This is a genomic window from Candidatus Accumulibacter cognatus (assembly GCF_000584975.1).
Taxonomy (GTDB): domain Bacteria; phylum Pseudomonadota; class Gammaproteobacteria; order Burkholderiales; family Rhodocyclaceae; genus Accumulibacter; species Accumulibacter cognatus.
Genome location: NZ_JDST02000030.1, coordinates 15711 through 41152, shown reverse-complemented (window position 1 = coordinate 41152; position 25442 = coordinate 15711). Strand labels below are relative to the sequence as shown.

General features: G+C 59.0%; 24 protein-coding genes. 15 read left to right on the top strand and 9 right to left on the bottom strand.

Annotated features, from left to right (window positions below; genetic code table 11):
• Window positions 1-57 precede the first annotated feature (57 nt).
• The 3 genes from AW06_RS06300 to AW06_RS06290 are packed head-to-tail and all read left to right on the top strand — an operon-like array spanning window position 58 to window position 2157.
• Window positions 58-768 (top strand): TIGR04283 family arsenosugar biosynthesis glycosyltransferase, encoded by a 711-nt coding sequence (locus AW06_RS06300; RefSeq protein WP_034947326.1) that lies wholly within the window; start codon window positions 58-60, stop codon window positions 766-768.
• Window positions 743-1432 carry a TIGR04282 family arsenosugar biosynthesis glycosyltransferase gene (locus AW06_RS06295; RefSeq protein ID WP_273704442.1) on the top strand — a complete coding sequence of 230 codons (690 nt, stop codon included), beginning with the start codon at window positions 743-745 and terminating at the stop codon, window positions 1430-1432. The genes AW06_RS06300 and AW06_RS06295 overlap by 26 nt, the downstream gene beginning before the upstream one ends.
• On the top strand, window positions 1384-2157 hold the full coding sequence (locus tag AW06_RS06290) for a DUF3047 domain-containing protein (RefSeq protein WP_034947323.1): 774 nt from the start codon (window positions 1384-1386) through the stop codon (window positions 2155-2157). Before AW06_RS06295 ends, AW06_RS06290 begins: the two co-directional genes overlap by 49 nt.
• A 123-nt stretch (window positions 2158-2280) precedes the next feature.
• On the opposite strand, the gene AW06_RS06285 is transcribed toward AW06_RS06290, so the two are convergent.
• Entirely contained in the window at window positions 2281-3147 is an 867-nt protein-coding gene (locus tag AW06_RS06285; protein ID WP_034947320.1) for a TIM44-like domain-containing protein, read from the bottom strand.
• Window positions 3148-3249: 102 nt separating this feature from the next.
• Window positions 3250-4173 (bottom strand): transcriptional activator NhaR, encoded by a 924-nt coding sequence (nhaR, locus tag AW06_RS06280; protein ID WP_034947317.1) that lies wholly within the window; start codon window positions 4171-4173, stop codon window positions 3250-3252.
• A gap of 118 nt (window positions 4174-4291) precedes the next feature.
• On the opposite strand from nhaR, the gene AW06_RS06275 reads away from it, so the two are divergent.
• From AW06_RS06275 to AW06_RS06260, 4 genes are read left to right on the top strand one after another with little or no spacing between them, the layout of a single operon-like run.
• Window positions 4292-4702: an HPF/RaiA family ribosome-associated protein gene (locus AW06_RS06275; RefSeq protein WP_138677252.1), complete on the top strand. Its 411-nt coding sequence runs from the start codon at window positions 4292-4294 to the stop codon at window positions 4700-4702.
• A 31-nt stretch (window positions 4703-4733) separates the two neighbouring features.
• Complete coding sequence (gene htpX, locus AW06_RS06270) at window positions 4734-5612, top strand: protease HtpX (protein WP_034947314.1); 879 nt, start codon at window positions 4734-4736, stop codon at window positions 5610-5612.
• A 50-nt stretch (window positions 5613-5662) separates the two neighbouring features.
• On the top strand, window positions 5663-5896 hold the full coding sequence (locus AW06_RS06265) for a carbonic anhydrase (protein ID WP_034947311.1): 234 nt from the start codon (window positions 5663-5665) through the stop codon (window positions 5894-5896).
• 29 nt (window positions 5897-5925) lie between these two features.
• Window positions 5926-6879, top strand: a complete 954-nt coding sequence (locus AW06_RS06260; protein ID WP_034947446.1) for a TerC family protein — start codon at window positions 5926-5928, stop codon at window positions 6877-6879.
• A gap of 38 nt (window positions 6880-6917) precedes the next feature.
• Here the strand turns inward: AW06_RS06260 and AW06_RS06255 are convergent, their stop codons facing one another.
• The 3 genes from AW06_RS06255 to AW06_RS06245 all read right to left on the bottom strand — a co-directional run bounded on the left by AW06_RS06255 (window position 6918) and on the right by AW06_RS06245 (window position 10684).
• On the bottom strand, window positions 6918-8831 hold the full coding sequence (locus tag AW06_RS06255) for a nucleoside-diphosphate sugar epimerase/dehydratase (RefSeq protein ID WP_246148246.1): 1914 nt from the start codon (window positions 8829-8831) through the stop codon (window positions 6918-6920).
• Window positions 8832-8883: 52 nt separating this feature from the next.
• Window positions 8884-9564, bottom strand: coding sequence for an NAD-dependent epimerase/dehydratase family protein (locus AW06_RS06250; protein ID WP_324546226.1), 681 nt, complete (start codon window positions 9562-9564; stop codon window positions 8884-8886).
• A 205-nt stretch (window positions 9565-9769) separates the two neighbouring features.
• Window positions 9770-10684 carry a glycosyltransferase family 2 protein gene (locus AW06_RS06245; protein ID WP_034947305.1) on the bottom strand — a complete coding sequence of 305 codons (915 nt, stop codon included), beginning with the start codon at window positions 10682-10684 and terminating at the stop codon, window positions 9770-9772.
• A 260-nt stretch (window positions 10685-10944) separates the two neighbouring features.
• Between AW06_RS06245 and rfbA the strand changes: the two genes are divergently transcribed.
• From rfbA to AW06_RS06220, 5 genes are all read left to right on the top strand, one after another.
• Complete coding sequence (gene rfbA, locus AW06_RS06240; RefSeq protein ID WP_034947302.1) at window positions 10945-11832, top strand: glucose-1-phosphate thymidylyltransferase RfbA; 888 nt, start codon at window positions 10945-10947, stop codon at window positions 11830-11832.
• 100 nt (window positions 11833-11932) lie between these two features.
• Entirely contained in the window at window positions 11933-12478 is a 546-nt protein-coding gene (gene rfbC / locus AW06_RS06235) for a dTDP-4-dehydrorhamnose 3,5-epimerase (RefSeq protein WP_034947299.1), read from the top strand.
• A gap of 208 nt (window positions 12479-12686) precedes the next feature.
• Window positions 12687-13478, top strand: coding sequence for an ABC transporter permease (locus tag AW06_RS06230; RefSeq protein ID WP_246148253.1), 792 nt, complete (start codon window positions 12687-12689; stop codon window positions 13476-13478).
• Complete coding sequence (locus AW06_RS06225) at window positions 13468-14913, top strand: ABC transporter ATP-binding protein (protein ID WP_138677253.1); 1446 nt, start codon at window positions 13468-13470, stop codon at window positions 14911-14913. The genes AW06_RS06230 and AW06_RS06225 overlap by 11 nt, the downstream gene beginning before the upstream one ends.
• A complete protein-coding gene (locus AW06_RS06220; protein ID WP_034947293.1) occupies window positions 14910-18119 on the top strand; it encodes a methyltransferase domain-containing protein in 3210 nt (1069 codons plus the stop codon). Before AW06_RS06225 ends, AW06_RS06220 begins: the two co-directional genes overlap by 4 nt.
• Window positions 18120-18151: 32 nt before the next feature.
• On the opposite strand, the gene AW06_RS06215 is transcribed toward AW06_RS06220, so the two are convergent.
• From AW06_RS06215 to pmbA, 3 genes are all read right to left on the bottom strand, one after another.
• Window positions 18152-19177: a glycosyltransferase family 2 protein gene (locus AW06_RS06215; RefSeq protein WP_324547287.1), complete on the bottom strand. Its 1026-nt coding sequence runs from the start codon at window positions 19175-19177 to the stop codon at window positions 18152-18154.
• Window positions 19178-19343: 166 nt separating this feature from the next.
• The gene (locus AW06_RS20030; protein WP_273704441.1) at window positions 19344-19469 is read right to left on the bottom strand and encodes a hypothetical protein; all 126 of its coding nucleotides are present in this window, start codon (window positions 19467-19469) and stop codon (window positions 19344-19346) included.
• A 5-nt stretch (window positions 19470-19474) separates the two neighbouring features.
• Window positions 19475-20830 (bottom strand): metalloprotease PmbA, encoded by a 1356-nt coding sequence (pmbA, locus tag AW06_RS06210; RefSeq protein ID WP_034947290.1) that lies wholly within the window; start codon window positions 20828-20830, stop codon window positions 19475-19477.
• Between the two features lie 138 nt (window positions 20831-20968).
• Here pmbA and yjgA point away from each other — a divergent pair, with 138 nt between their 5' ends.
• A complete protein-coding gene (gene yjgA / locus AW06_RS06205) occupies window positions 20969-21505 on the top strand; it encodes a ribosome biogenesis factor YjgA (RefSeq protein ID WP_034947286.1) in 537 nt (178 codons plus the stop codon).
• Window positions 21489-22100 carry a molybdopterin adenylyltransferase gene (gene mog, locus AW06_RS06200; RefSeq protein WP_034947283.1) on the top strand — a complete coding sequence of 204 codons (612 nt, stop codon included), beginning with the start codon at window positions 21489-21491 and terminating at the stop codon, window positions 22098-22100. The genes yjgA and mog overlap by 17 nt, the downstream gene beginning before the upstream one ends.
• A 96-nt stretch (window positions 22101-22196) precedes the next feature.
• On the opposite strand, the gene AW06_RS06195 is transcribed toward mog, so the two are convergent.
• Window positions 22197-22391, bottom strand: a complete 195-nt coding sequence (locus AW06_RS06195) for a YjfB family protein (protein ID WP_034947279.1) — start codon at window positions 22389-22391, stop codon at window positions 22197-22199.
• A 304-nt stretch (window positions 22392-22695) separates the two neighbouring features.
• Here AW06_RS06195 and AW06_RS06190 point away from each other — a divergent pair, with 304 nt between their 5' ends.
• Entirely contained in the window at window positions 22696-25431 is a 2736-nt protein-coding gene (locus AW06_RS06190) for a nitrate reductase (RefSeq protein WP_034947276.1), read from the top strand.
• The last annotated feature ends 11 nt before the right edge of the window (window positions 25432-25442 follow it).

Genomic DNA, 25442 nt, shown 5'->3' with positions numbered 1-25442 from the left:
CCAGAATCTCTGCCCGGCAGACCGCTTTCTGCCAAAGTCCATGAATCGCAGCAGGCTATGCAAACCTCGACCAATCGCCCTTTCCTTTCGCTGATCCTCCCGGTTCTCAATGAAGCGGCGACGATCTGCGAACAATTGGCGTTGCTTCAAGAGTTGCGCAGTCGCGGCGTCGAACTGCTGCTGGTCGATGGCGGCAGTTGCGACGGGACGCCAGACCTGGCGCGACCTGGGGTCGACCGACTGCTCGAATCGCCTCGTGGCCGGGCGACGCAGATGAACGCAGGGGCGCACGCTAGCCAGGGTGAGGTGTTGCTCTTTCTGCATGCTGATACCACGCTGCCGCCCGCGGCCGACGAGCTGATCCGGGCCGCGATGACTGCCAATGTAGCCTGGGGACGCTTCGACGTGCGTATTGACGGTCACCAGCCACTGCTGCGCGTTGTCGAATCGATGATGAATTGGCGCTCGCGCTTGAGCGGTATTGCCACCGGTGATCAGGGGATTTTCGTTCGCCGTGAGGTTTTCGAGCGCCTCGGTGGCTATCCAGAACTGCCATTGATGGAGGACATCGCCTTGTCCAGGCAGCTCAGGCGAATCGCTCGACCGGCCTGCCTGCGCGAACGGGTACTGACCTCCGGACGACGTTGGCAGAAGCACGGCGTTCTGCGAACGATTCTGCTGATGTGGCACCTGCGCGCGAGTTATTTTTTTGGCGCGGACCCGCAGCAATTGGCGATTCGCTATGGCTATCGGCCACGCCAGCGCTGAGTTGCCCGGCATCGCCGTCTTTGCCCGCGCGCCACAGGCCGGTGCTGCCAAGACCCGCCTGATTCCTGCCCTCGGTGCGGCCGCCGCCGCCCGCCTGCAACGCCGGTTGACGTTGCAGGCACTGACGGTCGCGCAGCAGGCGGCGCTCGGCAGGGTAACGCTTTGGGGAGCGCCGGATGACCAGCAGCGCTTCTTTCGCGCCGTGCAACGCGCTTGCGGCGTTGATCTGCGCAGCCAGTCGGGCTCTGACCTCGGCGCACGCATGGCAGCGGCCTTTGTGGCGCAGGCCGGACCATTGCTGCTGATCGGCAGCGATTGTCCGGCGCTGCAGCCGGCACATCTTGTGGCTGCCGCTCAGGTCCTGCTCGACGAGCACCCGCACGGCAAGGATGCGGTGTTCATTCCCGCAGAAGATGGTGGTTACGTGCTCGTTGGCCTGCGTTGTCCGCAGCCACAGCTTTTCGAGGCCATCGAGTGGGGGAGCGAGCGGGTCATGGCACAAACGCGGCGCCGCCTGTCCGAGTTGGATCTGAGCTGGATCGAGCTGCCCCGGCTGTGGGACGTCGATCGGCCAGCCGACCTGCTGCGTCTGGCTACACTGGAAGGATTCGTCGAATGGAACCAAGGAATCCCGGACGCCGGCGGGCTGCGCTGGCGCTGTTGACCACTCCACTCATCGGTGTTGTCGGCGGGTTTTCGGTGCTGCTGGCACGTGCCGATTTCCGGCGCGTCGTGCTGCCTGGTTTTTCTGGCGGGCTACCGGGAAATCATTTGCCGAAGGAATGGCTGCACCAGACCTTGCCCTCGGTCGAACGGCCGAACCGTTTCGATCTGTTGGCCGATGATGGTATCACGGTGCTGCGAGTGATCTCCGATCACTCGGCGTCGAGCCTGGCGATCGCACAGCGCATCGACCCGACGGCGACGCCCCTGCTCAGATGGCGCTGGTGGGTTTCCAACGCTGTTGCGGGTTCGGATCTGCGGCGCAAGGCCGGTGATGATTACGCCGCGCGTGTCTATGTTCTGTTCGATCTGCCAGCCGAACGGCTCAGCGTCAGTGACCGCATGAGGATCGCTGCAGCGCGCCTCCTGTACGGCGCCGAGCTACCGGCGGCAGCGCTGTGCTACGTATGGGGTACGGCACAGGCCGCCGGCGAGTCGGGATGGAATGCTTATAGCGACCGCCTTCGGATGATCGTCGTCGATTCCGGCAACGCCCATGCCGGACAATGGCAGGCGGTCGTTCGCGATGTTGCCGCCGATTTTCGCGCTGCCTTCGGCGATCCAGTGCCGACGATCTCGGGTGTCGCTCTCGCAGCCGACACCGACAACACCGGCGGGCGAGTCGAAGCACGGTTCAGTGACCTGTGGTTCGAGGCGCGGCCATGAAATGAATGAAGCCCGCAGGGATCGGTGATCGCCAGGGCCGCGGCTGATGCAATGATGAGCGCACGCAAGGCCGGAGCCCGTCCTGCATCAGGATGGCTCCGGACTGTCGTTGGTTGCAGCGGCTTAGTGCGTCTGCGTCTGCTGAATGCCAGCGACCACCCAACCGGAATGGCCGTCGCGTGGCTTGACCAGGTGCCAGATCTCGTCGAAAGGTTCTGCGGCAGCGTTCGGGTCTTCGCGGATCAGACCGTTGAAGCGAGTGCTGACGATATAGCGGTCTGGCTCTTCTGCGACATCGAGCACAACTGCCTCGACACTGACGACATCGGTTTCCTGCTTGGCGTGGCCACGCTCTCGAATGTGCAGGCTGATTTCGGCAAACATCTCCGATGTAGTAAATGCGCGGATGTCGTCGAGATTGCCAGCGTCGTTGGCGGCTTGCAGGCGGATGAAGCTGACCTTGGCGTTGCGCACGAAACCGGCAAGGTCGAAGTCGGCCGGGATGTGGCCGGCGACGGCGGCGGGTGCACTACTGCCACCGGCGTCCGGCAGGGAAAGCGCATGGCCACCGGCCGGCACGCCGCTTGCACCGGCCGCCGCGTACTGTAGGCCACCGCCAGCGGGTTCGCGGGCCGCAGCGCGGCGACGCATGACCAGGCCGATCACCACCAGCACGGCCATGACCAATAGGCCAATCATCAGCATCGAAGCGAGTTCCTCGCCGAAGCCGAAGTGCGAAGCCAGCGCGGCCAAGCCCAGGCCGGCGGCGAGTCCGGCCAGTGGCCCCATCCATGAACGCTTGGGTTGGGCTGCTTGCACCGCGCCCGTTGCCTGCGTCGGAGCGACGGCGGCTTTGTCGGGCATGGTCGACTGACGTTGCATGCCAGTGGACTGACCGCCACCGAAGCGTTTGCTGGCGGCTTCCGCATCGCCGAGCACAAGGGTGCAGCCCAATGCCAGAACGGCGGTGAGCATAGAGAAGGTTTTCATGGTTGTCTCCTGTGAGTAGTGAAACAGGGGGTGAGCATAGACGCCCGAAGATTAATAAAAAAGAAGAATTATCCGTAACGACACTTCGAATAAAACTGATGATCAGGGAGTCGCCGACGCGACTTCCACATTAAAAACCTCATTGTGCGCCGCTTCGCTGATGGCGATGATCGCCGGGTGGGTCAGCCGGCGTTGGTTGGTGATTGCGAAGATCTGTTCGCTGATGGCATCGATGCGCCCGACGATGTCGACGTGATACTGTTCGCAAACGTAGGCGGTGATGGCGGTCGGGGCGACGAAGAGCCCGGCGCCGGCTTGGCCGAAAGCCTTGAGCAACGCGCTGTCGTCGAATTCACCGACGATGCGCGGGTGCAGTCGCTGTGCTTCCAGCCATTGTTCGAGCCGCGGACGGATCGCGACATCCTCACCCGGCATCAGAAAGGGCGCACCGTCGAGCAGCGCCGGGAAGTCACCGTGCAAGGTCTTGATTCGTGCCGCTGCGCCGAAAACCGTCAGTGTGCTCTCGCCGAGCAGATGGCTGTAGCCGCGGACATTGAGATTGGCCGGCATCGGCCGATCGGCAATCACCATGTCAAGATGATGAATGGCAAGTTCCGCGAGCAGCGAGCTCAGGCGGCCTTCCCGGCAGATCAGCCGCACCGGTTCCGGCAGTTGCAGCGCCGGTTCGACCAGCCGGTGCGCAACCGCTTTAACCACCGAATCAGCAATGCCAACGGCAAAAGGCAGGCTCTTCCTTGTACTCTGGTCGCGCGCCGCGTCGAGCAGTTCGTCGCCGAGAGCGAAGATTTCTTCGGCGTAGCCGATAATGCGCCGGCCGGCGTCGGTCAGTTCCAGAGCACGTCCGGCGCGGCGGAAAAGCGCGACGCCGAGACTTTCCTCCAGCTCGCGCAACTGGCCGCTGATCGATTGCGGCGTGAGATGCAACTGTTCGCCGGCGCGGGCGATTGAACCTGATTTGGCGACTGCCCAGAAATAGCGCAGGTGCTTGTAATTGAGCATGGCCATGCTTCCAGAAGCATCCAAAAAATCGATGTATTGTTAAATTATATTCGATTTGTTGGATTCTTTTTCCTGCGCTACATTTCCCTTCGCCGTCAACACTCAACTCTCCAGGAGCCCTCTTATGCAGATATATATCCAGGCCCGCGGCTTTGATCTCAGCGCAGGTTTGCGCGAGCATGTCGAGCGTCGCATTCACTTCGCACTCAACTGGGCCCATCAGCACGTACGCAAGGTATCGATCCGTCTTTCCGATCTCAATGGTCCGCGCGGTGGAGAAGACAAATGCTGCAGCATTCAGGTGGCGGTTCTCGGTTCCGCAGATGTGCTGATCGAGGATATCCAGCCCGACCTCTATGTTGCCATCGACCGCGCTACCGACCGCGCAGGAAGGACGCTGGCGCGCCAGGTGGCACGCCAGCGCGAACATCGCCATGGCAGTCCGCGTGATGGCAGCACGAAGAATGCAGACATCGTCGGGGAAGCCGAAAGCACGAGGGCTGCTTCCTCCTCGTTCATCACCCGTGGCAAGTGACACGGCCAACTGTTCTCAAGGGAATCGAATCATGAAACGGATCATGCTGCTTATCGGCACCAACCTGGCGATCATGCTCGTCTTGGGTATCGTCAGCACACTCACTGGTGCGCACAAGTTCTTTTCGGGCAGCGGCCTCGATCTTGGCAAGCTGCTGTTCTTCGCACTGCTGATGGGTTTCGGCGGCTCGTTCATCTCATTGTGGCTGTCGAAAACCATCGCCAAGTGGAGTACCGGTGCACGCGTTATCGACACACCGGCCAATTCCACCGAACTGTGGCTGATCGATACCGTTAGACGTTTTGCCGAAAAGGCCGGCTTGCCAATGCCCGAGGTGGCAATCTACGAGGGTGAGCCAAATGCTTTCGCCACCGGTGCCAGCCGCAACAGCTCACTGGTCGCGGTATCTACCGGTCTCCTGCAAAGCATGACGCGCAGCGAGGCAGAGGCAGTGATTGCTCACGAAGTCGCGCATATTGCCAATGGCGACATGGTTACGCTGACGCTGATCCAGGGGGTGGTGAACACCTTCGTCATCTTCATTGCCCGCGTCATAGGCTGGCTGGTCGACTCGGCCTTGCGCAAGGGCGGCGACGAGCCGTCGGGACCGGGCATCGGCTACACGATCACTGTCGTCGTCTGCGACATCCTCTTCGGCATCCTGGCCAGCATCATCGTCATGTATTTCTCTCGGCAGCGCGAATTCCGCGCCGATGCCGGTGCCGCGCAACTGATGGGGTCGCCCCGGCCGATGGCGGCGGCGTTGCGCCGACTCGGCGGCATGGAAGCCGGCGAACTGCCACAGAACGTCGCTACTGCTGGCATCAACGGTCGCCCTGGCTGGATGGCCCTGTTCTCCAGCCACCCGCCGATCGAGGAGCGCATCGCGGTGCTGGAAAGCCGATCCTGACCACCAGGCAGACCATTCCAACCATCAGCAAGCAATTAAAGGGAAATGAAGTGAAGGATATCGCCAGGTTCATCGCCGGTTTCGAACGTTTCCAGGAGAAGTGTTTCACTGAGGAAGGGGGGCTGCTGGAGTTCGCCGTTCTGTCGCTGAAGGTTGAGCACAGCTTCATTCTTGACCATGCCCGGTGCGGCGGCATCCACGCTCTGCTGCACTATGATCCTGCTTGCAACGCCTTTGAGGAAGCCCGCCCGAGCCAGCAACCCGCTCCCGGAGTCAGCGCGTGAGCGCGGTCGAAACCTTTGCCACCGGCCCGATGTGGGTCGGCTTCATTGTCTTCGTCCTGGCCATGCTGGCGCTCGACCTGTTCGTTCTCGGCGGACGCCAGGCGCATCGCGTACCGGTCAGGGAGGCGCTGGCCTGGGTGCTGGTCTGGGCGACCCTGGCCATGGTCTTCTCTGGCCTCATGTGGTGGTATCTGGATGGCGCGCTCGGCCGCGAGATTGCCAACCGCAAGACACTGGAGTTCCTTGCCGGCTATTTGATCGAGCAATCGCTGTCGGTCGACAACATGTTCGTCTTCGTGATGATCTTCAGTTACTTCGCGGTCCCTCCCGAGTTGCAGCGTCGGGTGTTGCTGTATGGCGTACTCGGCGCGATCGTCATGCGCGCGACGATGATCCTCGCCGGCGTCTGGCTGGTTTCGCAATTCTCCTGGCTGCTCTATGTCTTCGGTGCCTTTCTGGTCGTCACCGGCATCAAGATGCTGATCTTTGCTGATCATCAGTCCGATCTCGAAAAGAATCCGCTGCTCCGCTGGCTGCGCGGACACCTGCGCATCGCCAGCAGTTTCCACGGCGAACGATTCTTTGTGCGCCAGAACGGCATCCTCTGGGCGACGCCGATGTTCCTTGTGCTAGTGCTGATCGAGGCCAGCGACGTGGTCTTCGCGGTAGACAGCATCCCAGCCATCTTTGCCGTCACCACCGATCCGTTCATCGTCTTCACCTCAAACATCTTTGCCATCATGGGCCTGCGCGCGCTCTACTTTCTGCTCGCCGACATGGCCGATCGTTTTCACCTGCTCAAGTACGGCCTTGCCATCGTGCTCGTTTTCGTCGGCGGCAAGATGCTCGCGGCGCCCTGGTTCCATCTGCCGATCCAGTGGTCCCTGGGCATCGTTGCCGGTGTCATTCTTGTTTCGGTCGCCGCAAGTCTAGCCTTGACGCAGGCAAGAGTGAACGCGACCAGTGCCGGAGATCGAGTTTGAGTTGTTCATCCTGAAATGTTCCCGGTGCTCTGCAACGCTTAGAAATCCGTGACCGTGCGACGGGGGCCGGAGCGATCGCTGGCCACCCGCATCAATACCTGGCGCACGGCTCTCTCATCGCGTGCCTCCAGCGCCACGCCGAGCTGCCCAATCAACCCGCTCAACTCCTCCGCGTCGAGACAAGGCTCGTCGCCTTTCATGATTTTGGGGTGCAAGGTGCCCTCGGCGTTACTGCTGGCGATGAGCAGCTCCTCGTAGAGTTTTTCGCCGGGACGCAGACCAGTGATGGCAATCTCGATGTCGCCTTCGGGGTTGTCATCATCACGCACCGAGTGGCCAGCCAGCCGGATCATGTTGTGGGCCAGGTCGAAGATTTTCACCGGTTCGCCCATGTCGAGCAGGAAGACCTCACCGCCGAGCGCCAGGCTGCCTGCCTGGATGACCAGTTCCACGGCTTCATGAATAGACATGAAATAGCGCGTCACTTCGGCGTGCGTGACGGTCACCGGACCGCCTTGGGCAATCTGGTCCTTGAACAGTGGAATCACCGAGCCGCTGGAACCGAGGACGTTGCCGAAGCGCACCGCACAGAATTGCTGACCGCTGCCTTGCGCGCTGGCCTGCCGGGCGATGCCCTGGACGACCAGTTCTGCCCAGCGTTTGCTGGCCCCCATGATGTTGGTTGGGCGCACCGCCTTGTCGGTCGAAATCAGGACAAAAGTTTGTACGCTGGCAGCAAATGCCGCCTGTGCCAGGGTCAAGGTGCCGAGCACGTTGTTGCGGGCGCCTTCGAGGGGATTGGCCTCGACCAGCGGTACATGCTTGTAAGCGGCGGCATGGTAAATGGTTTGCACCCGATGTTCGGCCAGCAGCCCTGACACCAGAGCGGCATCGCCGACCGATCCCAGACTGGCGATGATCCTGCAATCCGCGATGGAACGTAGCAGGCGGTCGATCTGGTACAGGGCATGTTCGCTCGTTTCCAGCAGAACCATCCGGGCCGGGGCGAGCGCGGCAATCTGCAGACACAGCTCCGAGCCGATCGAGCCTCCTGCACCGCTCACCAGCACGCTCTTGCCGGTGATGCAACGTCCGAGCAGGTTTGGATCGGCGCCGACTGGGTCGCGACCCAGCAGGTCGCCAATATCCACTTCGCGAACCATGTTCACCAGGTGCCGGCCGGTGGCAATGTCGGTCAGTGCAGGAAGAATGCGTACCCGTACCGGGTGCTCTTCGAGAAACGACACGACTTCACGCCGCCGGGCACTGGAGGCAGAAGGCAGGGTGACGATCACATCGTGAATATCGAAACGCTCAACCAATGCCGACAGGTGCTCGGGAGGATACACCCGCAGACCGCCCATGTCCTTGCCTTGCAGGGCGGTATCGTCATCCAGGAACCCGGCGGGGAAGAGATCACGCCCACGTCGAAGTGAAGCGGCCAGTTGCCGACCGGCTTCGCCGGCACCGTAGATCAGTACCTGTCGGCCAGAAAAACGATTGCGCAGTGGAAACCAGAGCAACCAGCGTGCGGAAAACCGGGAACCACCGACCAGCACCATGCCAATCAGCCAGTATAGCAGCGGCACGGCCCGGGGAACGCCTTCGAGTCCGGTCATCTGGGTCATGAAGGCCAGCACCGCCCACGACAGGGCTGCCAGCGACATCCCCTTGAACACCGACCACAGTGCTTGTTCGCCCAGGTAGCGAATGACCGAGCGATATAATCCCATCTTGAGGAAGACAGGCATCGCCAACAGGGGTGCAACGGCCATCAAAACCAGTTGCGAACGGTTGGGGACGAACCATTCGCCCAAACGTAAGGCATACGACGCCCAGACAGCGAATATCAGCAGCAGCGCATCGGCAAGCAGCATCAACCCCTGCTTGCCCCGGCGTGGCAAGAGGATCAGTGCGCTCGAAATATGCTCGGGAACGAGTCTATGCATCATTCATCCTGACTGGCTGCGAAGGCCGGGAGGGTGACACGCGCAGCCTGCGGCTTCATCTCGGCAGGTCATTCTGCCCGAGCAGAAAAGGGCGCGGAGAGAATCCGAGATCACGCGCTGCATCGGTATGATCGAAAACCAGGTCCCGATTCATGCGTTCAGCCATGCTGCCTGACCAGTGCCGGTATCTGGGCAACAATCGCAAGAGTGACACCACCGACTTGAATGCCACCAGTGGGATTGCAAACAGCCGCGGTCGAAGATGAAGTGCGGCAAATACGCGCCTCACCATCTCCCGGTAAGGCAGAGTCTCACCGCCGGAAATGTTGTATGCCCGGTTTGCCGCGGCAGCACAGTGCAATCCCTTCAGGCACGCCAATGCGACGTCTTCGGCATGAACGGGCTGGCGAGCCCCTATTGCCTCGCCCAGCAGTGGAAAGAAACCAAAGCGTTGGATGAAGCGGGCCAGTTCCGCAATGTTCTTGTCCTGTCCGTGACCGTAGATCAGGGTTGGCCGCAGGATCACCCATTCCACTCCGTGATCTTCAGCCCAGGCCTGCAGGCGTGCCTCGGCCTCGGCCAGGCGATGGGCCACGGAACGTTCCTGCAGATCGGAGGAGTCATCTTTCGTGAAGCGACTGGTCGAAGACAGTGCGACCACGCGCCGTACTCCATGCGCCGACAGCAAGGCGAAATGTTCGGGCAATACCCAGATCGGTGCCACGCAGATCCACAAGGGTAAACTCCCTGCCGTTGGCAGAGGCTGGGGGCTTGGGGATGAGAAAGAATTCGCGTTTGACAGGCATTTCCACTCCACCCCATCAGCCACTTGTCCAGTCTGCCGTCGCGAGAAGGCGACGACGCGCCACCCGGCCTGCGTCAGAAGGGGCAACAGACATTCACCCACCAAGCTGGAGGCACCGAGGACGCCCATCTGAGACTCAGGCACGGCCCATTCCCATTCTGACCAGAGCGTAGCGGATGCCATGGTAGCTGGCAACCATGATGAACCGCATCCATACCCCCGCCACGACCAGCCCCCAGAGGAGGCCGGGGTACTGATGATGATAGAACTTGCGATAAAACCGCAACATCCCATGATGCTTGTGCCATTCCACGAACAGAGGACGATTGCGGCCACACGCCCCCCGGACATGAACGACCTTTGCATCGGGAACGAACATCACTTTCCAACCCCGTTGTGCAAAGCGCATGCACCAGTCGAGATCCTCGCAATGGAGAAAGTACCCTTCGTCCCAGAGCCCCACGTCATTTATCGCCGCACGTTTGACCAACATGCAGGCACCGGAAATCGCCTCGACAGCCGCCGGCTGACTAGGCAATGGCTCGGCGTGCTGCAGAAAATCCGAAAATGCCTCAGGGAAGAAGCGGGCCAGGCGAGACAGGCCAAAAGCCCGCAGGAAGGCTCGCTGGGGGGTTGGGAAGGAGCGTCGGCCTCCAGCCTGTTCAGACCCATCGGGATTGCACAGGAACCCCCCGACCATTCCAATCGTCGGTGAAGAATCCAGCACCTCGATCATGCGTGCCAATCCATGCTCGGTCAGAACACCGTCGGGATTCAGGAACAGCAAGTGGCTGGCCGATGACACTCTTGCACCAATATTGCAGGCAACAGCAAATCCCAGATTCTGGTGGTTGCGGAGTAGCGAAAGTTTCTTGCTCGGGATGACACGTTCGAGACATTCCAGGCTGTCATCTGTTGAACCGTTATCCACGACGATCACCCGCGCAGCATTCGCGCGGAGCACTGAGGAAACGCAGTTGGTCAACAGTTTGCCTGCGTTGTAATTGACAATGACTACATCACAATCAGGAGGGGATGCCGTTGGCGTCAAGAAGCCCCCTGTGGATTGCTTTCCCAGTGTCGTTATTCATTTATGGCAGATTTCCAGGTGATTGCCGAGTGAGCCCGTCTGGCCGGAGAGGGTGAATTCTATCTTGATCCCCTCGCTGTGGTGAAATTGCCAGTTTTTTTCGGGGGGTCCGACCGCCAATTTTGGCAACTTCTCCGCTCCGCGTACTGTGTCTGGACGCTCCCAAGTGGTAGACTCGCAGGCCATTCCACTGATGATCCGTCTTGACTGGAAATATCTGCATGAAACGTAAAGGCATCATTCTTGCTGGTGGTTCTGGCTCCCGGCTTCACCCAGCCACCCTGGCAATCAGCAAGCAGTTGCTCCCGGTATTCGACAAGCCGATGATCTATTATCCGCTCAGCACCCTCATGCTGGCGGGAATACGTGACATCCTGATCATCTCGACGCCACAGGACACGCCACGCTTCGAGCAACTGCTCGGTGACGGTTCGCGTTGGGGTATCCGTCTTCACTATGCTGTTCAGTTCAGTCCCGACGGTCTGGCGCAAGCGTTCATCATCGGGGAGTCGTTCATTGGCGATGACCTGTCGGCCCTGGTGCTGGGCGACAACATCTTCTACGGCCATGACTTCCACCACCTCCTGGCGAATGCCATGGCTCGTGACGAGGGAGCAAGCGTCTTTGCCTACCATGTGAAAGACCCCGAGCGTTACGGAGTGGCCGAGTTTGATTCCTGCGGCAAGGTGCTATCGCTGGAAGAAAAACCAAGGCAAGCAAAATCCAATTACGCCGTCACCGGTTTGTATTTTTATGATCGACAAGTAGTCGAGCTAGCCAGGAACCTGCAACCCTCGCCGCGTGGCGAACTCGAGATCACCGATCTCAACCGCCTGTATCTGGAACAGGGGAAACTCAAGGTCGAAATCATGGGACGGGGCTATGCCTGGCTGGACACCGGTACCCACGAATCGCTGCTCGATGCCAGCCAGTTTATTGCCACGCTGGAAAACCGCCAGGGACTCAAGGTGGCCTGCCCGGAAGAAATCGCTTATCGACAGCGATGGATTGATGCCGAGCAACTGGTCAACCTGGCGCAGCCAATGGCCAGGAACGGCTACGGGCAATACCTGCTGCGCCTACTGAACGAAAAAAATCTGGCCGGTTGAAGCGGATTGTTCCGGTCGCCGCTACCAACGCCCCTTGTCGCGGCACCGTCGACCACTGTGAACTTGCCACATACCCATCACGAAAGGCAGCCCAGACGCAATGAAAGCAACCGCTTTGGCTATCCCCCATGTCATGTTACTCGAACCCAAGGTATTCGGAGACGACCGGGGCTTTTTCTTCGAGAGCTTCAACCAGGCACAAATCGAAACCGCGCTTGGCAGGAAAGTCGATTTCGTGCAAGACAATCACTCCCGCTCGGCAAAGAACGTACTGCGTGGTCTGCATTATCAAATCAAGCAGCCTCAAGCCAAACTGGTACGCGTTGTGCTTGGCGAGGTTTTTGACGTGGCGGTGGATATCCGCAAGTCCTCACACACCTTTGGTCAATGGGTGGGCCAAATCCTGAGTGCAGAAAACAAGAGACAGATGTGGATCCCCGAGGGCTTTGCCCACGGCTTCGTCGTGCTCAGCGATACAGCCGAATTCCTTTATAAGACCACTGACTACTGGGCGCCGGAGCACGAGCGCTGCATCGTCTGGAATGACACCAATCTGGCGATCAACTGGCACCTCCAGGGTGAACCGGTGCTTTCCACGAAAGACGCGCAAGGAGTGGCACTACATAAAGCTGAACTCTTTGCGTGATAGGGCACTTCGCCGTCTCTCCACTCGTTGCACGACCAAGCAATCGCCGGGATAGTTCATCGAATTACGATGCGCATCACGCGTTGCCGGTTCTCGCCGGTGAACCAGTCTCTCAACCAGGAATACCACCCTTGAGCGCCGACAACCATTGACAGCCATTATATAGATTATGAATCCTCATCAAAGACATCCCGCCACGCCATCGGCGATGGTACTGAGCCTGTGGCATAACCGACAACTCATCATCCAGATGACTCGTCGAGAAGTCATTGGCCGGTATCGTGGCTCGATCATGGGCTTGGCGTGGTCTTTCTTCAATCCAGTATTGCTGCTCCTCGTCTACACTTTCGTCTTTTCCATTGTTTTCAAAGCCCGATGGGGAACTGGCGCTGAGGAAAGCCGCGCAGATTTCGCCATCCTGCTGTTCATCGGGATGATCATCCATGGCGTGTTCTCAGAATGTGTCAATCGGGCTCCGTCTCTGATTGTCGGCAATGTAAGTTATGTCAAAAAGGTGGTCTTCCCGCTGCAAATACTACCTTTGGTGGCCCTGGGCTCAGCCCTTTTCCATGCGGCTGTCAGTATTGTAGTGTTGCTCGTTGCAAAGTTGCTCGTCCATGGTTCTGTACCCTGGACGCTGCTCTTTCTACCGATGGCACTGCTTCCTCTGCTGATCGGCACCTTGGGAATCGCCTGGGTACTTGCAGCGCTTGGCGTCTTCATTCGTGATATTGGGCAGATCACCTCATTATTGACCACCGTCCTGCTGTTCATCTCGCCGGTGTTCTACCCGATCTCCAGTCTGCCTGCGAAGTATCAGCAAATTCTGTTGCTCAACCCTCTGACTTTCGTGATCGAGGAAAGTCGCAGGATCATGTTTTTCGGTACCGTTCCAGATTTCCAGGGGTTCCTGCTGGCTACCGGTGTTTCCCTACTGATGTCTTGGGCAGGGTTCTGGTGGTTCCAGCGGACACGGAAAGGCTTCGCTGATGTCCTTTGACGATCCCGTCATTCGGGTCAATAAGCTGTCCAAGTGCTATCAGATCTACGATAAACCACAGGACAGACTCAAGCAGGCCATTATGCCTCGTTTGTGGCGCCTGACCGGGAAGACGGAACAACCCTATTACCGGGAATTCTGGGCGCTGAACAATGTTTCCTTTGAGGTCCGGCGCGGCGAGACCATGGGAGTTATCGGCCGTAATGGTTCAGGAAAATCGACGCTGCTGCAGATACTGTGCGGCATCCTGACGCCTAGTTCGGGTTCGGTAGAGATTGCCGGTCGAGTAGCTGCCCTTCTTGAACTGGGTTCCGGCTTCAATCCGGAATTCACCGGACGGGAAAATGTTTTTCTCAACGCATCCGTACTGGGTCTCACTGACGAGGAGATACGCGCCCGTTTTGATGACATTGTCGAATTCTCGGAGGTTGGCGAGTTCATCGATCAACCCGTGAAAACCTATTCAAGTGGAATGTACGTTCGTTTGGCCTTCGCCGTCATTGCGCATGTCGATGCCGACGTACTCATCATCGACGAGGCGTTGTCGGTCGGGGATGTCTTCTTCGTCCAGAAATGCATGCGCTTCCTGCGCAAGTTCATGGAGCGTGGAACCGTCCTGTTCGTCAGTCACGATTCAGCTGCCGTAATTAACCTGTGCCACACCGCCCTCTGGCTGAGCCACGGCGAAGTGGTGAGCCATGGGGAGCCCAAAGCGGTTTCCGAAAAATACCTGGAAAACCTGGCCAGGTCAGCCATTGGCATTGACCATCAGCCGGGGTCACGGTCTGTGCAGCCTGCCGCGACATTGCAGCAAGTGCGGCGGGGCATCCCAAGGGACATGCGCCAGGATTTCCTGAATAGCTCAAGCCTGCGCAACGATATCCAAATTTTCGCGTTCGTTGAAGACGCACACAGCTTTGGTGCCGGTGGCGCCACGATTACCGGAGTCTGCCTGACGGACAGGAATGCTCAGCCGCTGAATTGGGTGGTGGGTGGAGAGGACGTCTGTCTGATCATTTCTGGTGTGGCACATCAGGGAATTATCGGTGCAATTGCCGGTTTCCATTTGAAGGACAGGCTGGGACAGGTTCTGTTTGGCGACAATACTTTTTTACGTTACCTGGATACGCCTGTGAGGCTTCACGGCGGGCAATGTTTCGAGGCACGATTTGCCTTCCGTATGCCCATTCTGCCCGCTGGTGACTACACGGTCGGTGTCGCTTTTGCTGAAGGCAGCCAGGCCCAGCATGTGCAGCATCACTGGATACACGACGCTCTGGCGGTTCACTCCATCAGTTCCAGCGTAGCAACCGGTCTGATCGGCATTCCCATGGAAGAGATTGTTCTGGAGGTATCGGCATGCGCCGTTTCCGGATTGCCAGGCAATGATCATGACAATTCGGTGTCTGCGGCAGGAAACGGGGAGGGCAAATGAAATTTACCGGTGAACGCTTCATCCCTACGGAACACGGGGAAATCTCGTTGGAACACTACCATCGCTATGCGGCTACCAGCGAGTACGTGAAGGACAAGGTGGTTCTCGATGTCGCCTGCGGTGAAGGCTATGGCTCGGATCTGATGGCATTGGGGGCGGCAAGTGTCGTTGGCGTAGACCTGTCTGCCGAGGCTGTGGAGCACGCCAAACGGACGTATGCCGAACGGGGAAATCTTAGATTTCTGCAGGCCAGCGCTATCGCCCTGCCATTTCCCGACAGCAGTTTCGACGTCGTTGTCTCGTTTGAGACCATCGAGCATCTGGCCGAACAGGAGCAGATGCTGTGTGAACTGCGAAGGGTGCTTCGCCCGGCAGGGATTCTGATGATCTCGTCACCCAACAGACCGGTCTATTCGGAAGAAAGTGGGCAGCACAACGAATTCCACGTCAAGGAGCTGGATTTTTCCGAGTTCGACAGCCTGTTACGCAGCAAATTTTCACGCATTCGATACTTTGGTCAGCGTTTCATGATGGGCTCAGTTCTTCAACCGCTTGAGGGGGGAGGCAAGCATTTTGACGCGCTATGCGAACATAAGGGTGGGATCAGGAACAGTATTACGCCCCTGCAGTATCCGGTCTATTTCATTGCAGTCTGTGGTGACGAGGCATCCGCTTTCCCGGAAGTACGTTCATCCTTCCTGCTTCCCAGGGAACTCGATCTCCTGCGGCAGTATCAGGGTTACGCGAAATGGGCCGTGCGAGTCGATGCAGAACTCGCTACTTGCCGAGAGCTGTATAGTAATCTTGACGAAGAACATCATCGCGTCGCCAATTGGGCGAAGAGCCTGTATCAAAGATGTGAGCTTCTGGAGCGCGAAGTGGCCGAGACAGAGGCGAAGCTCAGCGCGACCCAGGCGAAACTCGATCAATCGATTCGTTCCGGGTCCAGTAGCGTTGCCAGACTCTCACCATTCGCTGCAGGTCTTGCCCGTGGACAATGGACTACGGCCATGAAACCGCTGCGCACTTGGCTGCGCACCTGGCTGCGCACCTGGGTGCGTTCCCAAGGGAAGAGGCTATACCACCAACTGCCGCTATCGCAAACATTCAAGCTCAAGCTTGTTGGCGGGATGTACAAGTTCGCCGGTCCTCTTTTTGCAGGTATGAGCCATTACGAAACGTGGCAACACCAGCGGAATGGAGTACCCCTCCCCATGGCAATGCAAGGTGCCGTGAAGCTGGATGAGATTGATTCCGTACTTCAGGAGCTAAGCTTCGAACTGCCAGAGCATCCGCTGGTTTCGATCGTCATTCCAGCTTATGGCAATCTGCCCGTTACCCTTGGCTGTCTTCGCTCCATCGCGAGGAATCTTCCGGCTGTCCCGGTTGAAGTCATTCTCATGGAGGACTGTTCGGGAGATCCGGAAATCAATCGTTTATCGGAAGTACTAGGGCTGCGCTACCTGCGGAATCCACAGAACCTTGGATTCTTGCGCTCCGCCAACCGGGCTGCCGATTTCGCCCAAGGAAACTATTTCTATCTCCTCAATAGCGATACCGAGGTCACAGAAGGCTGGCTGGATGCGATGCTTGCCGTATTTAAATCCCACCCTGACTGTGGATTGGTAGGTTCCAAACTGGTATATCCGGACGGGCGCTTGCAGGAAGCTGGTGGCATCGTCTGGAACGACGCATCTGCCTGGAATTACGGCAGGTTCCAGGATCCGTCGCTACCAGAATTCAATTACCTGCGCGAAACGGACTACTGTTCCGGCGCCTCAATCATGATTCCGCGGGAACTGTACAAGAGTCTCGGCGGATTCGACGAACGCTATGTCCCAGCCTATTTCGAGGATACCGACCTGGCTTTTGCGGTTCGTTCTGCTGGAAGAAAGGTGTATTACCAACCTGCTTCCGTCGTCATCCACTACGAGGGTGTTTCACATGGCACGGATACTGGTGAAGGTGTCAAGTCCTATCAGGTGCAAAATCAGCAAAAATTCAGGGAGAAATGGCGAAACGTACTTGAAAGAGACCATTTCCAAAATGCGCATCACTTATTTCAGGCACGTGACCGTTCCCGCTCCAAAAAAGCGGTTCTGGTGATTGACCATTATGTACCGCGACCGGATAGGGATGCCGGTTCCCGATCCATGCTGGCGATCATGCAGGAATTGCTCGCCATGGGTTTCAATGTCAAGTTCTGGCCTCACAACCATTGGCAGGATCCTGTCTATACCCCGCGCTTGCAAGCCCTGGGTATCGAGGTTGAATATGGTTCCCGTTACTGGGGGCGTTTTGCGACCTGGATCGAGGAGAATGGTAAATATCTTGATTATGTTCTGCTCTCGCGTCCAGACGTCGCTGCGGATTTCGTCCAGGCTTTGAGGAAATATACAAAATTACCACTCATTTACTATGGGCACGATATACATCATCTCCGATTGAAGGAGCAATTGAAACTGGAGCCGGAAAATCATACCGTCCGCAATGAGATGAAGCGCATCGAAAAGATCGAAAAACAACACTGGCGACAAATGGATGCCATTTATTATCCATCCAACCTGGAAACCGAGGAAGTTGCCAAATTCCTCAAGTCTGAAGGACTGGAAGATAAATCGGTAACGCTGCCGGTTTATGCGTTCGACTCATTTTCATATAATGCGGCAGTCAATCTGGCCGATCGCCACGATATCCTTTTCGTGGCAGGATTCGGTCATCCGCCTAATGCTACTGCCGCCCGCTGGTTTGTGCACGAAGTCTTGCCGCTGGTACGGGAAAGCTTTCCCGATGTGCGGCTCACGCTGGTAGGTTCCAATCCAACACCAGAGGTGCTTGCTCTGGCTTGCGCGGATATCGCTGTAACTGGCTTCGTTACTGACGAGCAACTTGCTGAATATTATCTTAATGCTCGAGTTGCGGTTGCCCCTCTGCTGTTTGGCGCCGGTATGAAAGGCAAGGTGGTTGAAGCGATGCGCTTCGGTATTCCGATGGTGACTACGCCGATCGGGGCGCAGGGGTTGGTGGAGGCAGGAAGCGCTCTGGGGGTTTTCGAAGATCCCTCGGCTTATGCCAAAGATATAACTCGCTTGCTGTCCGATGACGAGGAGTGGCGAATGCGATCAGCGGCCGAACTTGCTTATGTCCAGGAGCACTTCTCTTTGGCTGCGATGCGTTTTTCATTGGAGAGATGGTTCGTTCCGTAAGGCTGCCGAGCATGGTCGACCGCTTTCGTAGATTATCTCCTGCACTTATTTCGATGATTGCATATATTGATTCGTCCTATCGGAATGATGCTCTTATCCATCAGGCGCCAGATTTCACGCACCGTTGTAATGCGGGATGATTGAATAGACCGCCGCTTCCACCACATTTTCGGAATACCCCTGAGCGCATCCCGTTTGGCGCGCAGCATTGTTCGTCCCTGGCCGCGACATGAGAACACCATCAGGGCCACCAGATTCATCGCCAGATGCAAGGGCAGGAACGCCCAGAACAGTACCCATGGCATGTTTTTGACGTAGGTCCACACCAGATTACGATGACCGTGATACACGGCAAAATCGCTATGCTGCCCACTGGTTGTACCCGAGCCCACATGATGGGCTACCGATGCGGGCACATAGAGGCAGCGATACCCTGCCAGTCGTAAACGGAAACCGAGGTCCAGATCCTCCAGGTAGCAAAAAAAATCCTCATCAAAGCCACCTGCCTCAACCAATGCACTTCGCCTATACAGCGCCGCCGCTGCACAGGGTGAGAACGCTTCCCGCTCCTGCTCCGAAACTGATGTGACAGGCGCCCCATGCCCTCGCCGCCAGACCAGTCCGCTGACGTGATAGGCATCACCGGCTCCATCCAATATGGCCGGATCGGCAGCAGCAACCAGTTTGCTACCGAATATTTCAAAAGCCGGATAGTCGCGCGTTGCCAATAGTAATGCTTCCAGCCAGCGCGGCTCGACGAATGCATCCGGATTGAGCAAGGCGATCCATTCAGATTCGGCTGTTGCCTCTTCGATTGCCAGATTGTTGCCGCGCGCAAATCCGAGGTTTCGGTCCTGTGCCAGCAAACGTACCGCAGGGAATCTCCGCACAAGGTCCAGTGAGCCGTCGGAACTCGCGTTGTCTACAAGCAGAATCTCATGCGGTACTACCGTCTGAGCCAGCAGCGCTGAAATACATCGGTCAAGGAATCGTTCGCCATTCCAGTTGACAATGATCACGGTTACCTTGGGCCATATCACATTCATCTGATCATTCAATGTGATCCTTACAAAGATCCAAAAATTCAAAATGGTGCGTCTTTATCAACCAGTCCTTGGGAGGAACACACTGCTGGATTTAGGGAACCGCTGATTAATTCACTTTCCCATCTGGTCGAGTAGTGCAAGTCATTGATTGTATGGAGGCTAGAGTTTCGTGATCCGATTAAATCAGCGCCTCCTTAGAGAGGCTGGTCACGGCAGCGAAAAGACGCACATCACGTAATAGACTTGACTGGAAAGAATCGGGCTTGACGGCCATGACATTACCCAGCCAGAGCATGGAAATCATGGCCGTCAGTCACCAGCCACCTTCATTTCCTCTATGAGCAAAGAGCCCACCTGCTTCGAGCCGCGCACCAGGACGTCGTTGCCGACAGCCGCAAGATTCCTGAATATGTCGCGCAGATTGCCGGCAATGGTGATTCCTTCCACCGGGTATACGATCTTGCCGCCTTCAATCCAGTAACCGGCTGCGCCGCGCGAATAATCGCCGGTCACATAGTTGACGCCTTGGCCGAGCAACTCAGTGACCAGCAATCCACGCCCCATCTTCCTGAGCAGACCCTGCAGATCGCGTTTCCCCGGTCGTACGATCAGGTTGTGGCAGCCACCAGCATTGCCCGTGCTCTGCATCCCCAGCTTGCGTGCGCTGTAGGCGCTCAGGAAGTAGCCCTGCAGCCTGCCGTCGACCAGCACTTCACGGTCATGCGTCGCGACCCCGTCACTATCGAAATAGCCACTCGCCAGGCCACCTGGCAAATGTGGCCGTTCGCTGATCTGTACCTTCTTCGAAAAGACGCGCTTGCCTAGACTGTCGACCAGGAAGGACGTCTTCCGGTACAGGCTGCCACCGCTGACCGCATGCACGAAGTTGCCGATCAGCGAGGAGGCGAGTGGCGCCTCGAAGACGACCGGTACCCGACAGGTCTTGATCTTGCGCGCGGCGAGTCGCGATACGGCCCGCCGCGCGGCGATCTCGCCAATCGATTCGGGAGAGCCGATCGCCGAAGGATTGCGAGCGGTCGAATACCAGTCGTCACGCTGCATGTTTTCGTTCCTGCCGGCGATCACCGAGCACGAAAGATAATGCCGCGAGCTCGGGTAGCCGCCCATGAAACCCAGGCTGTTGGCTGAAATGAACTGCCCTTCCTGGATCGACACCGTCGCCCCTTCCGAGTTGCTGATCTTCGGGCTGACGGCAAATGCCGCCTGCTCGCAACGCTGGGCAAGCTCGACGGCCGCCTCGACCGAGAGCAGCCAAGGGTGGTAGAGATCGAGATCCGGTAGGCTGCCGGTGTCGATGGCCAGCAACTCCAGGTCGGGCAGGCCGGCACAAGGGTCGGCGGCAGTAAAGCGAGCAATGTTCAACGCTGCGTCGACGGTCTCGCGCCAGGCCGTCGAAGAAAAGTCGGAGGTGCTTGCTTGCCCCTTCCGCTGACCCAGATAGACCGAGACCGAAATTCCCTTGTCACGGTTGTATTCAATGGTTTCGGCCTCACCGCAGCGCACCGTCACGGACTGACCAAAGCCCACCGAGACGTCGACCTCGCAGGCGCTTGCACCCTGCTTTCCGGCATACGCCATGACCTCCTGTGCCAGTTGCTGAAGAACTTCGAGACGATGGCTGAAGCGTGATTCGCTAACGGCCATGGGGGCGGATGAACGGGGCATGAGAGCGGTCGCCAGAGGAAAAAAACGTTATCATAGCAGTTCCCCGAAAGGCGCCGCTTGCCGCATTGCAGGCCTTTCCAGTTTCACCCGCCCTAACGAAAGACACGTCGTAAGCCGATGAGCACCCCCGAAGAAGCGCTCGCACCCCCATCGAAAACACAACGCAAGCGGGCCATGGAAGAACTCCAAGCGCTCGGCGAGGAACTCGTGGAACTGGCCACCGATCGGCTCAACAAGATTGCACTTCCGGATGATCTACTCGCTGCCGTCCGTGAAACCCGGCGCATGTCCCGGCACGACGATGCGCGGCGGCGCCAGCTACAGTATATCGGCCGCCTGATGCGCGATGTTGATCCGGCACCAATCCGCAATGCTCTGGCGGCGGTGCGCGGCGAATCAGCCGAAGAAACCGGCAAACTGCACCGCCTCGAACGACTGCGCGCCGAACTGATGACGGATGAGAAGGTCCTCTTCCGAATCGCCAGTGCGTCCCCGTCGATCGACCTGCAGCAACTGCGCTCGCTGCGCCGGGCCGCCCTGCTTGAGCAGGCACAGGGCAAGCCACCACGCAGTTTTCGCGCCATCTTTCGGTTCCTCAAGGAACTCGAGCAGGGCGCCCCCCCACCAGACAGCCACGATGAACACGAACTCTGATGAAGAATTGCTGATCGGCCTGGTGTCGATCAGCGACCGCGCCTCGCAAGGCCTCTATGAGGACCAAGGCATCCCGGCGCTACGCGAATGGTTTGCCAGCGCCTTGTGCAGCCCCTGGCGAATGGAAACCCGTCTGATTTCTGACGACCAGGCGACGATCGAAGCGACGTTGACCGAATTGGTCGATGCTGTCGGCTGCCACCTGGTGCTGACCACCGGTGGCACCGGCCCAGCCGCGCGCGACGTCACGCCAGAAGCCACGCTGGCGGTCGCCGACAAGGTGATGCCGGGCTTCGGTGAAGAAATGCGGCGCATCAGCCTCCACTTCGTTCCGACCGCCATTCTCTCGCGTCAGGTCGGGGTGATTCGTGGGCAGGCATTGATCCTCAATCTGCCGGGGCAACCGAAGTCGATCCGGGAAACCCTGGAAGGGGTCAAGGCTGCCGATGGTGTGGTGCTGGCGAATGGCATCTTCGCAGCGGTCCCTTACTGCATCGACCTGATCGGCGGTCCGTACATCGAAACGGTCGAAGCGGTGATCAAGGCCTTCCGACCAAAATCCGCGCGCAGTCCTGCCCCGAAGGAGCAACCGTAGACGCCAGACAGGGGCAACAAGCCGAGCATCGCGGACGCCACCGCCGCTCGACCAGCTGGCGAAGACGCGTGATTCGAGGCTGACGCGACGTTTGAATTAAGCGGAGGTATCGACTCGATTACCCAGATGCGGTGGGTTGCTGGGAACCCCCTGCGCAGCCGTTTCAACCAATTGCAGTGCGCCTTGCGCCTGTACGTCGAGCGACTTTTTCAGTACCGCCATCTGAACCGCATCGGCAGTTCTGGCCTGACTCATTTCAGTCGCCGCAGCGGCGATTCCATTTACGTTCATGATCTCTACTCCGATGAAATGATGACTCGTGAGATTGTTTCTACGGCACATCCGGCCGACTCTTGAGGCCGAGCCATACCTCTTTTGCTCACCGGCACGACAGTTCGCTGACTGTCCTGCGCCTGCAGCGCTTACAGGATAGTCCGTCGGCCCGTGTGGTCAGGAACGCCCCGCATTGAGGCAGCCGCGAGACGCGGCGCACCATGACGAGGCGCCATTGCCGGGAAACCCCCACGAAACATGCCATCCCCATGATATATCATGGTGGCACGTCTATTGCTCTGCACAATCAGGAGCAATCATCATGAACCAGCAAATCAAATCCACCTGTTGTTACTGCGGCGTCGGTTGCGGGTTGCTGATCGAAACCGAAGACGGACAGATCGTTGGCGTACGCGGCGACCCCGACCACCCCGCCAATCTCGGCCGGCTGTGCAGCAAGGGCGCGACGCTGCACCTGACGGCGAAGCCAGACAATCGTCTGCTGCATCCGCAACTGCGCCTGGACCGCAATCTGCCGCGCCAGCGCGTCGGCTGGGACACGGCGCTCGATCATGCGGCCGACCGTTTTGCCCAGATCATCCGCACGCATGGGCCGGACAGCGTCGCCTTCTACGTCTCGGGGCAGTTGCTCACCGAGGATTATTATGTCTTCAACAAGCTCGCCAAGGGGCTGATCGGCACCAACAACATCGACACCAACTCGCGCCTGTGCATGTCGTCGGCGGTGGCCGGTTACAAGCAGACGCTCGGCGCCGATGCCCCACCTTGTTGTTACGAGGACATCCCCCTGGCCAACTGCCTGCTGATTGCCGGCGCCAACCCGGCGATCGCGCATCCCATCGTCTTTCGCCGCATCGAGGACGCACGCGCAGCCAATCCGGAATTGCGGATCATCGTCATCGACCCACGCCGCAGCGAAACCGCAGCGCTGGCTGACCTGCACCTGGCGCTCAGGCCTGGCACCGACATTGCACTTTACAACGGTCTGCTCAACGTCCTGCTCGGCGAGCAACTCGTCGATCGCGACTATATCGCTCGGCATACCGAGGGCTTCGACGAACTCGAAGCAATCGTTGCTGCCTACCCACCAGCGGCGGTAGCCGGGATCTGCGGCCTTGCTGAAACCGACATCATCAAGGCGGCACGCTGGTTCGGTACTGCCGGTGCGGCGCTGTCCCTGTACTGCCAGGGACTCAACCAGTCATCGCACGGCACGCACAACAACGCGGCGCTGATCCACCTGCATCTGGCAACCGGCCAGATCGGCCGCCCCGGCGCTGGCCCCTTCTCGCTGACCGGACAACCAAACGCCATGGGCGGCCGTGAAGTTGGCGGCCTGGCCAACCTGCTTTCAGCGCATCGCGACCTCGCCAACCCCAAACACCGGGACGAAGTGGCACAGCTGTGGGGCGTTCCGTCGGTCCCGGCAGCGCCCGGAAGGACCGCAGTCGAACTGTTTGCGGCACTCAAGCGCGGGGGGGTCAAGGCAGTCTGGATCGCCTGCACCAATCCTGCGCAATCGTTGCCCGACCAGGCCGAAGTACGCGCCGCACTGCAGGCTGCCGATTTCGTCGTATTGCAGGAAGCCTACGCCAGCACCGACACCGCCACCTATGCTGATCTTATGTTGCCGGCGACCACCTGGGGCGAAAAGGAGGGAACGGTCACCAACTCCGAGCGCTGCATCACCCACCTGACCCCGGCGGTCGCCCCGCCCGGCGAGGCACGCCACGACTGGCAGATCGCGGTCGATTTCGCGCGTCGTCTTGGCACCCGCCTCGAACAAGCGCTGACCACGAAGCTGTTCCCCTATGCCGACGCCGAAGCGATTTTCATCGAACATCGCGAAAGCACGCGCGGTCGTGACCTCGACATCACCGGCCTGAGCTATGCGCTGCTCGATACGGCTGGCCCACAGCAGTGGCCCTTTCCCGAGGGTAGCAGCCAAGGACGCCAGCGCCTGTACGAAGACGGCGTCTTTGCGACGCCCAGCGGACGCGCCCGTTTCGTCCAGGTCGAACACCAGCCGACTGCCGAAAGTACCGGCGACAAGCGCCCGATCAGCCTGCTTTCCGGACGTCTGCGCGACCAGTGGCACGGCATGAGCCGTACCGGCAACGTCGCGCGGCTGTTCAACCTGGATGACGAGCCGCTGCTGTCGATGCACCCGGACGACCTGCGGCAGCACGGCCTCATCGCTGGCGACCTGGCTGAGGTGGACAGCGCACGAGGCGACATCGTTGTGCGCGTCAAGCCGGATGTCGGGTTGGCGCGTGGGTGTGCCTGGCTACCCATGCACTGGGGCAGTCAGTTCATGAACAGCGCCGGCGTCAATACGCTGACTACCTCGGCTCGCGACCCTTACTCGCAACAACCCGAACTGAAGCACGCCGCAGTCGCGGTCAACAAGGCCGACCTGCCGTGGCAACTGGTGATCCTGCGCAAGACCGGTTTGGGCGAACTGTCCGCACTTACCCTGCTCGCCAAGGCAAGGACCCTGCTCGGCGAGTTCGCATTCGCCAGTGTTGGACTCTACGGCCGCGCCGAGCCGCTGGTGATCTTTCGCGCCGCTCACCCGCAGGCACTGCCGGAAAGTCGCCTGCAGGAAATTGACACCCTGTTCGGCCTCGGCGACAACGCGGCAGTGATCGTCTATGCCGACCCACGCCGCCAGATCAGCAAGCGCGCGCTGGCACCGGACGGCAAGCTGACCGGTGTTCGCCTTGCTGGCGAGACGCAGGCAGAAGTGTGGCTCAAAGAGGTAATGGCCGACGACACGCTCGATGCCGAGCTGATTCGCTGGGCCGTCGCTCCGATCGGCCAGCGCCCCGGCAAGCTGCCGCCACGCAGCCATGTGGTCTGCAAATGCGCCGATGTCACTGCCGCGCAGATCACAGGCGATCTCGCCGCTGGGGCGACGCTGGCCGTGCTGCAGAAGCAGCGGAAATGCGGTACCTTCTGTGGCTCATGTCTGCCGGAACTTCGGCAGATGATTTCTGGCCAGGCGTTGCGCGCCAGTAACGCCGCAGTGCTGTGAGCATACCAGGA

Excerpts from the sequence above, each read along its gene's own strand:
- AW06_RS06300 (WP_034947326.1), top strand. The coding sequence starts at position 58 with ATGCAAACCTCGACCAATCGCCCTTTCCTTTCGCTGATCCTCCCGGTT.
- AW06_RS06295 (WP_273704442.1), top strand. The coding sequence starts at position 743 with ATGGCTATCGGCCACGCCAGCGCTGAGTTGCCCGGCATCGCCGTCTTT.
- AW06_RS06290 (WP_034947323.1), top strand. The coding sequence starts at position 1,384 with ATGGAACCAAGGAATCCCGGACGCCGGCGGGCTGCGCTGGCGCTGTTG.
- AW06_RS06285 (WP_034947320.1), bottom strand. The coding sequence starts at position 3,147 with ATGAAAACCTTCTCTATGCTCACCGCCGTTCTGGCATTGGGCTGCACC.
- nhaR (WP_034947317.1), bottom strand. The coding sequence starts at position 4,173 with ATGGCCATGCTCAATTACAAGCACCTGCGCTATTTCTGGGCAGTCGCC.
- AW06_RS06275 (WP_138677252.1), top strand. The coding sequence starts at position 4,292 with ATGCAGATATATATCCAGGCCCGCGGCTTTGATCTCAGCGCAGGTTTG.
- htpX (WP_034947314.1), top strand. The coding sequence starts at position 4,734 with ATGAAACGGATCATGCTGCTTATCGGCACCAACCTGGCGATCATGCTC.
- AW06_RS06260 (WP_034947446.1), top strand. The coding sequence starts at position 5,926 with ATGTGGGTCGGCTTCATTGTCTTCGTCCTGGCCATGCTGGCGCTCGAC.
- AW06_RS06255 (WP_246148246.1), bottom strand. The coding sequence starts at position 8,831 with ATGATGCATAGACTCGTTCCCGAGCATATTTCGAGCGCACTGATCCTC.
- rfbA (WP_034947302.1), top strand. The coding sequence starts at position 10,945 with ATGAAACGTAAAGGCATCATTCTTGCTGGTGGTTCTGGCTCCCGGCTT.
- rfbC (WP_034947299.1), top strand. The coding sequence starts at position 11,933 with ATGAAAGCAACCGCTTTGGCTATCCCCCATGTCATGTTACTCGAACCC.
- AW06_RS06230 (WP_246148253.1), top strand. The coding sequence starts at position 12,687 with ATGGTACTGAGCCTGTGGCATAACCGACAACTCATCATCCAGATGACT.
- AW06_RS06225 (WP_138677253.1), top strand. The coding sequence starts at position 13,468 with ATGTCCTTTGACGATCCCGTCATTCGGGTCAATAAGCTGTCCAAGTGC.
- AW06_RS06220 (WP_034947293.1), top strand. The coding sequence starts at position 14,910 with ATGAAATTTACCGGTGAACGCTTCATCCCTACGGAACACGGGGAAATC.
- AW06_RS20030 (WP_273704441.1), bottom strand. The coding sequence starts at position 19,469 with ATGATTTCCATGCTCTGGCTGGGTAATGTCATGGCCGTCAAGCCCGAT.
- pmbA (WP_034947290.1), bottom strand. The coding sequence starts at position 20,830 with ATGGCCGTTAGCGAATCACGCTTCAGCCATCGTCTCGAAGTTCTTCAG.
- yjgA (WP_034947286.1), top strand. The coding sequence starts at position 20,969 with ATGAGCACCCCCGAAGAAGCGCTCGCACCCCCATCGAAAACACAACGC.
- mog (WP_034947283.1), top strand. The coding sequence starts at position 21,489 with ATGAACACGAACTCTGATGAAGAATTGCTGATCGGCCTGGTGTCGATC.
- AW06_RS06195 (WP_034947279.1), bottom strand. The coding sequence starts at position 22,391 with ATGAACGTAAATGGAATCGCCGCTGCGGCGACTGAAATGAGTCAGGCC.
- AW06_RS06190 (WP_034947276.1), top strand. The coding sequence starts at position 22,696 with ATGAACCAGCAAATCAAATCCACCTGTTGTTACTGCGGCGTCGGTTGC.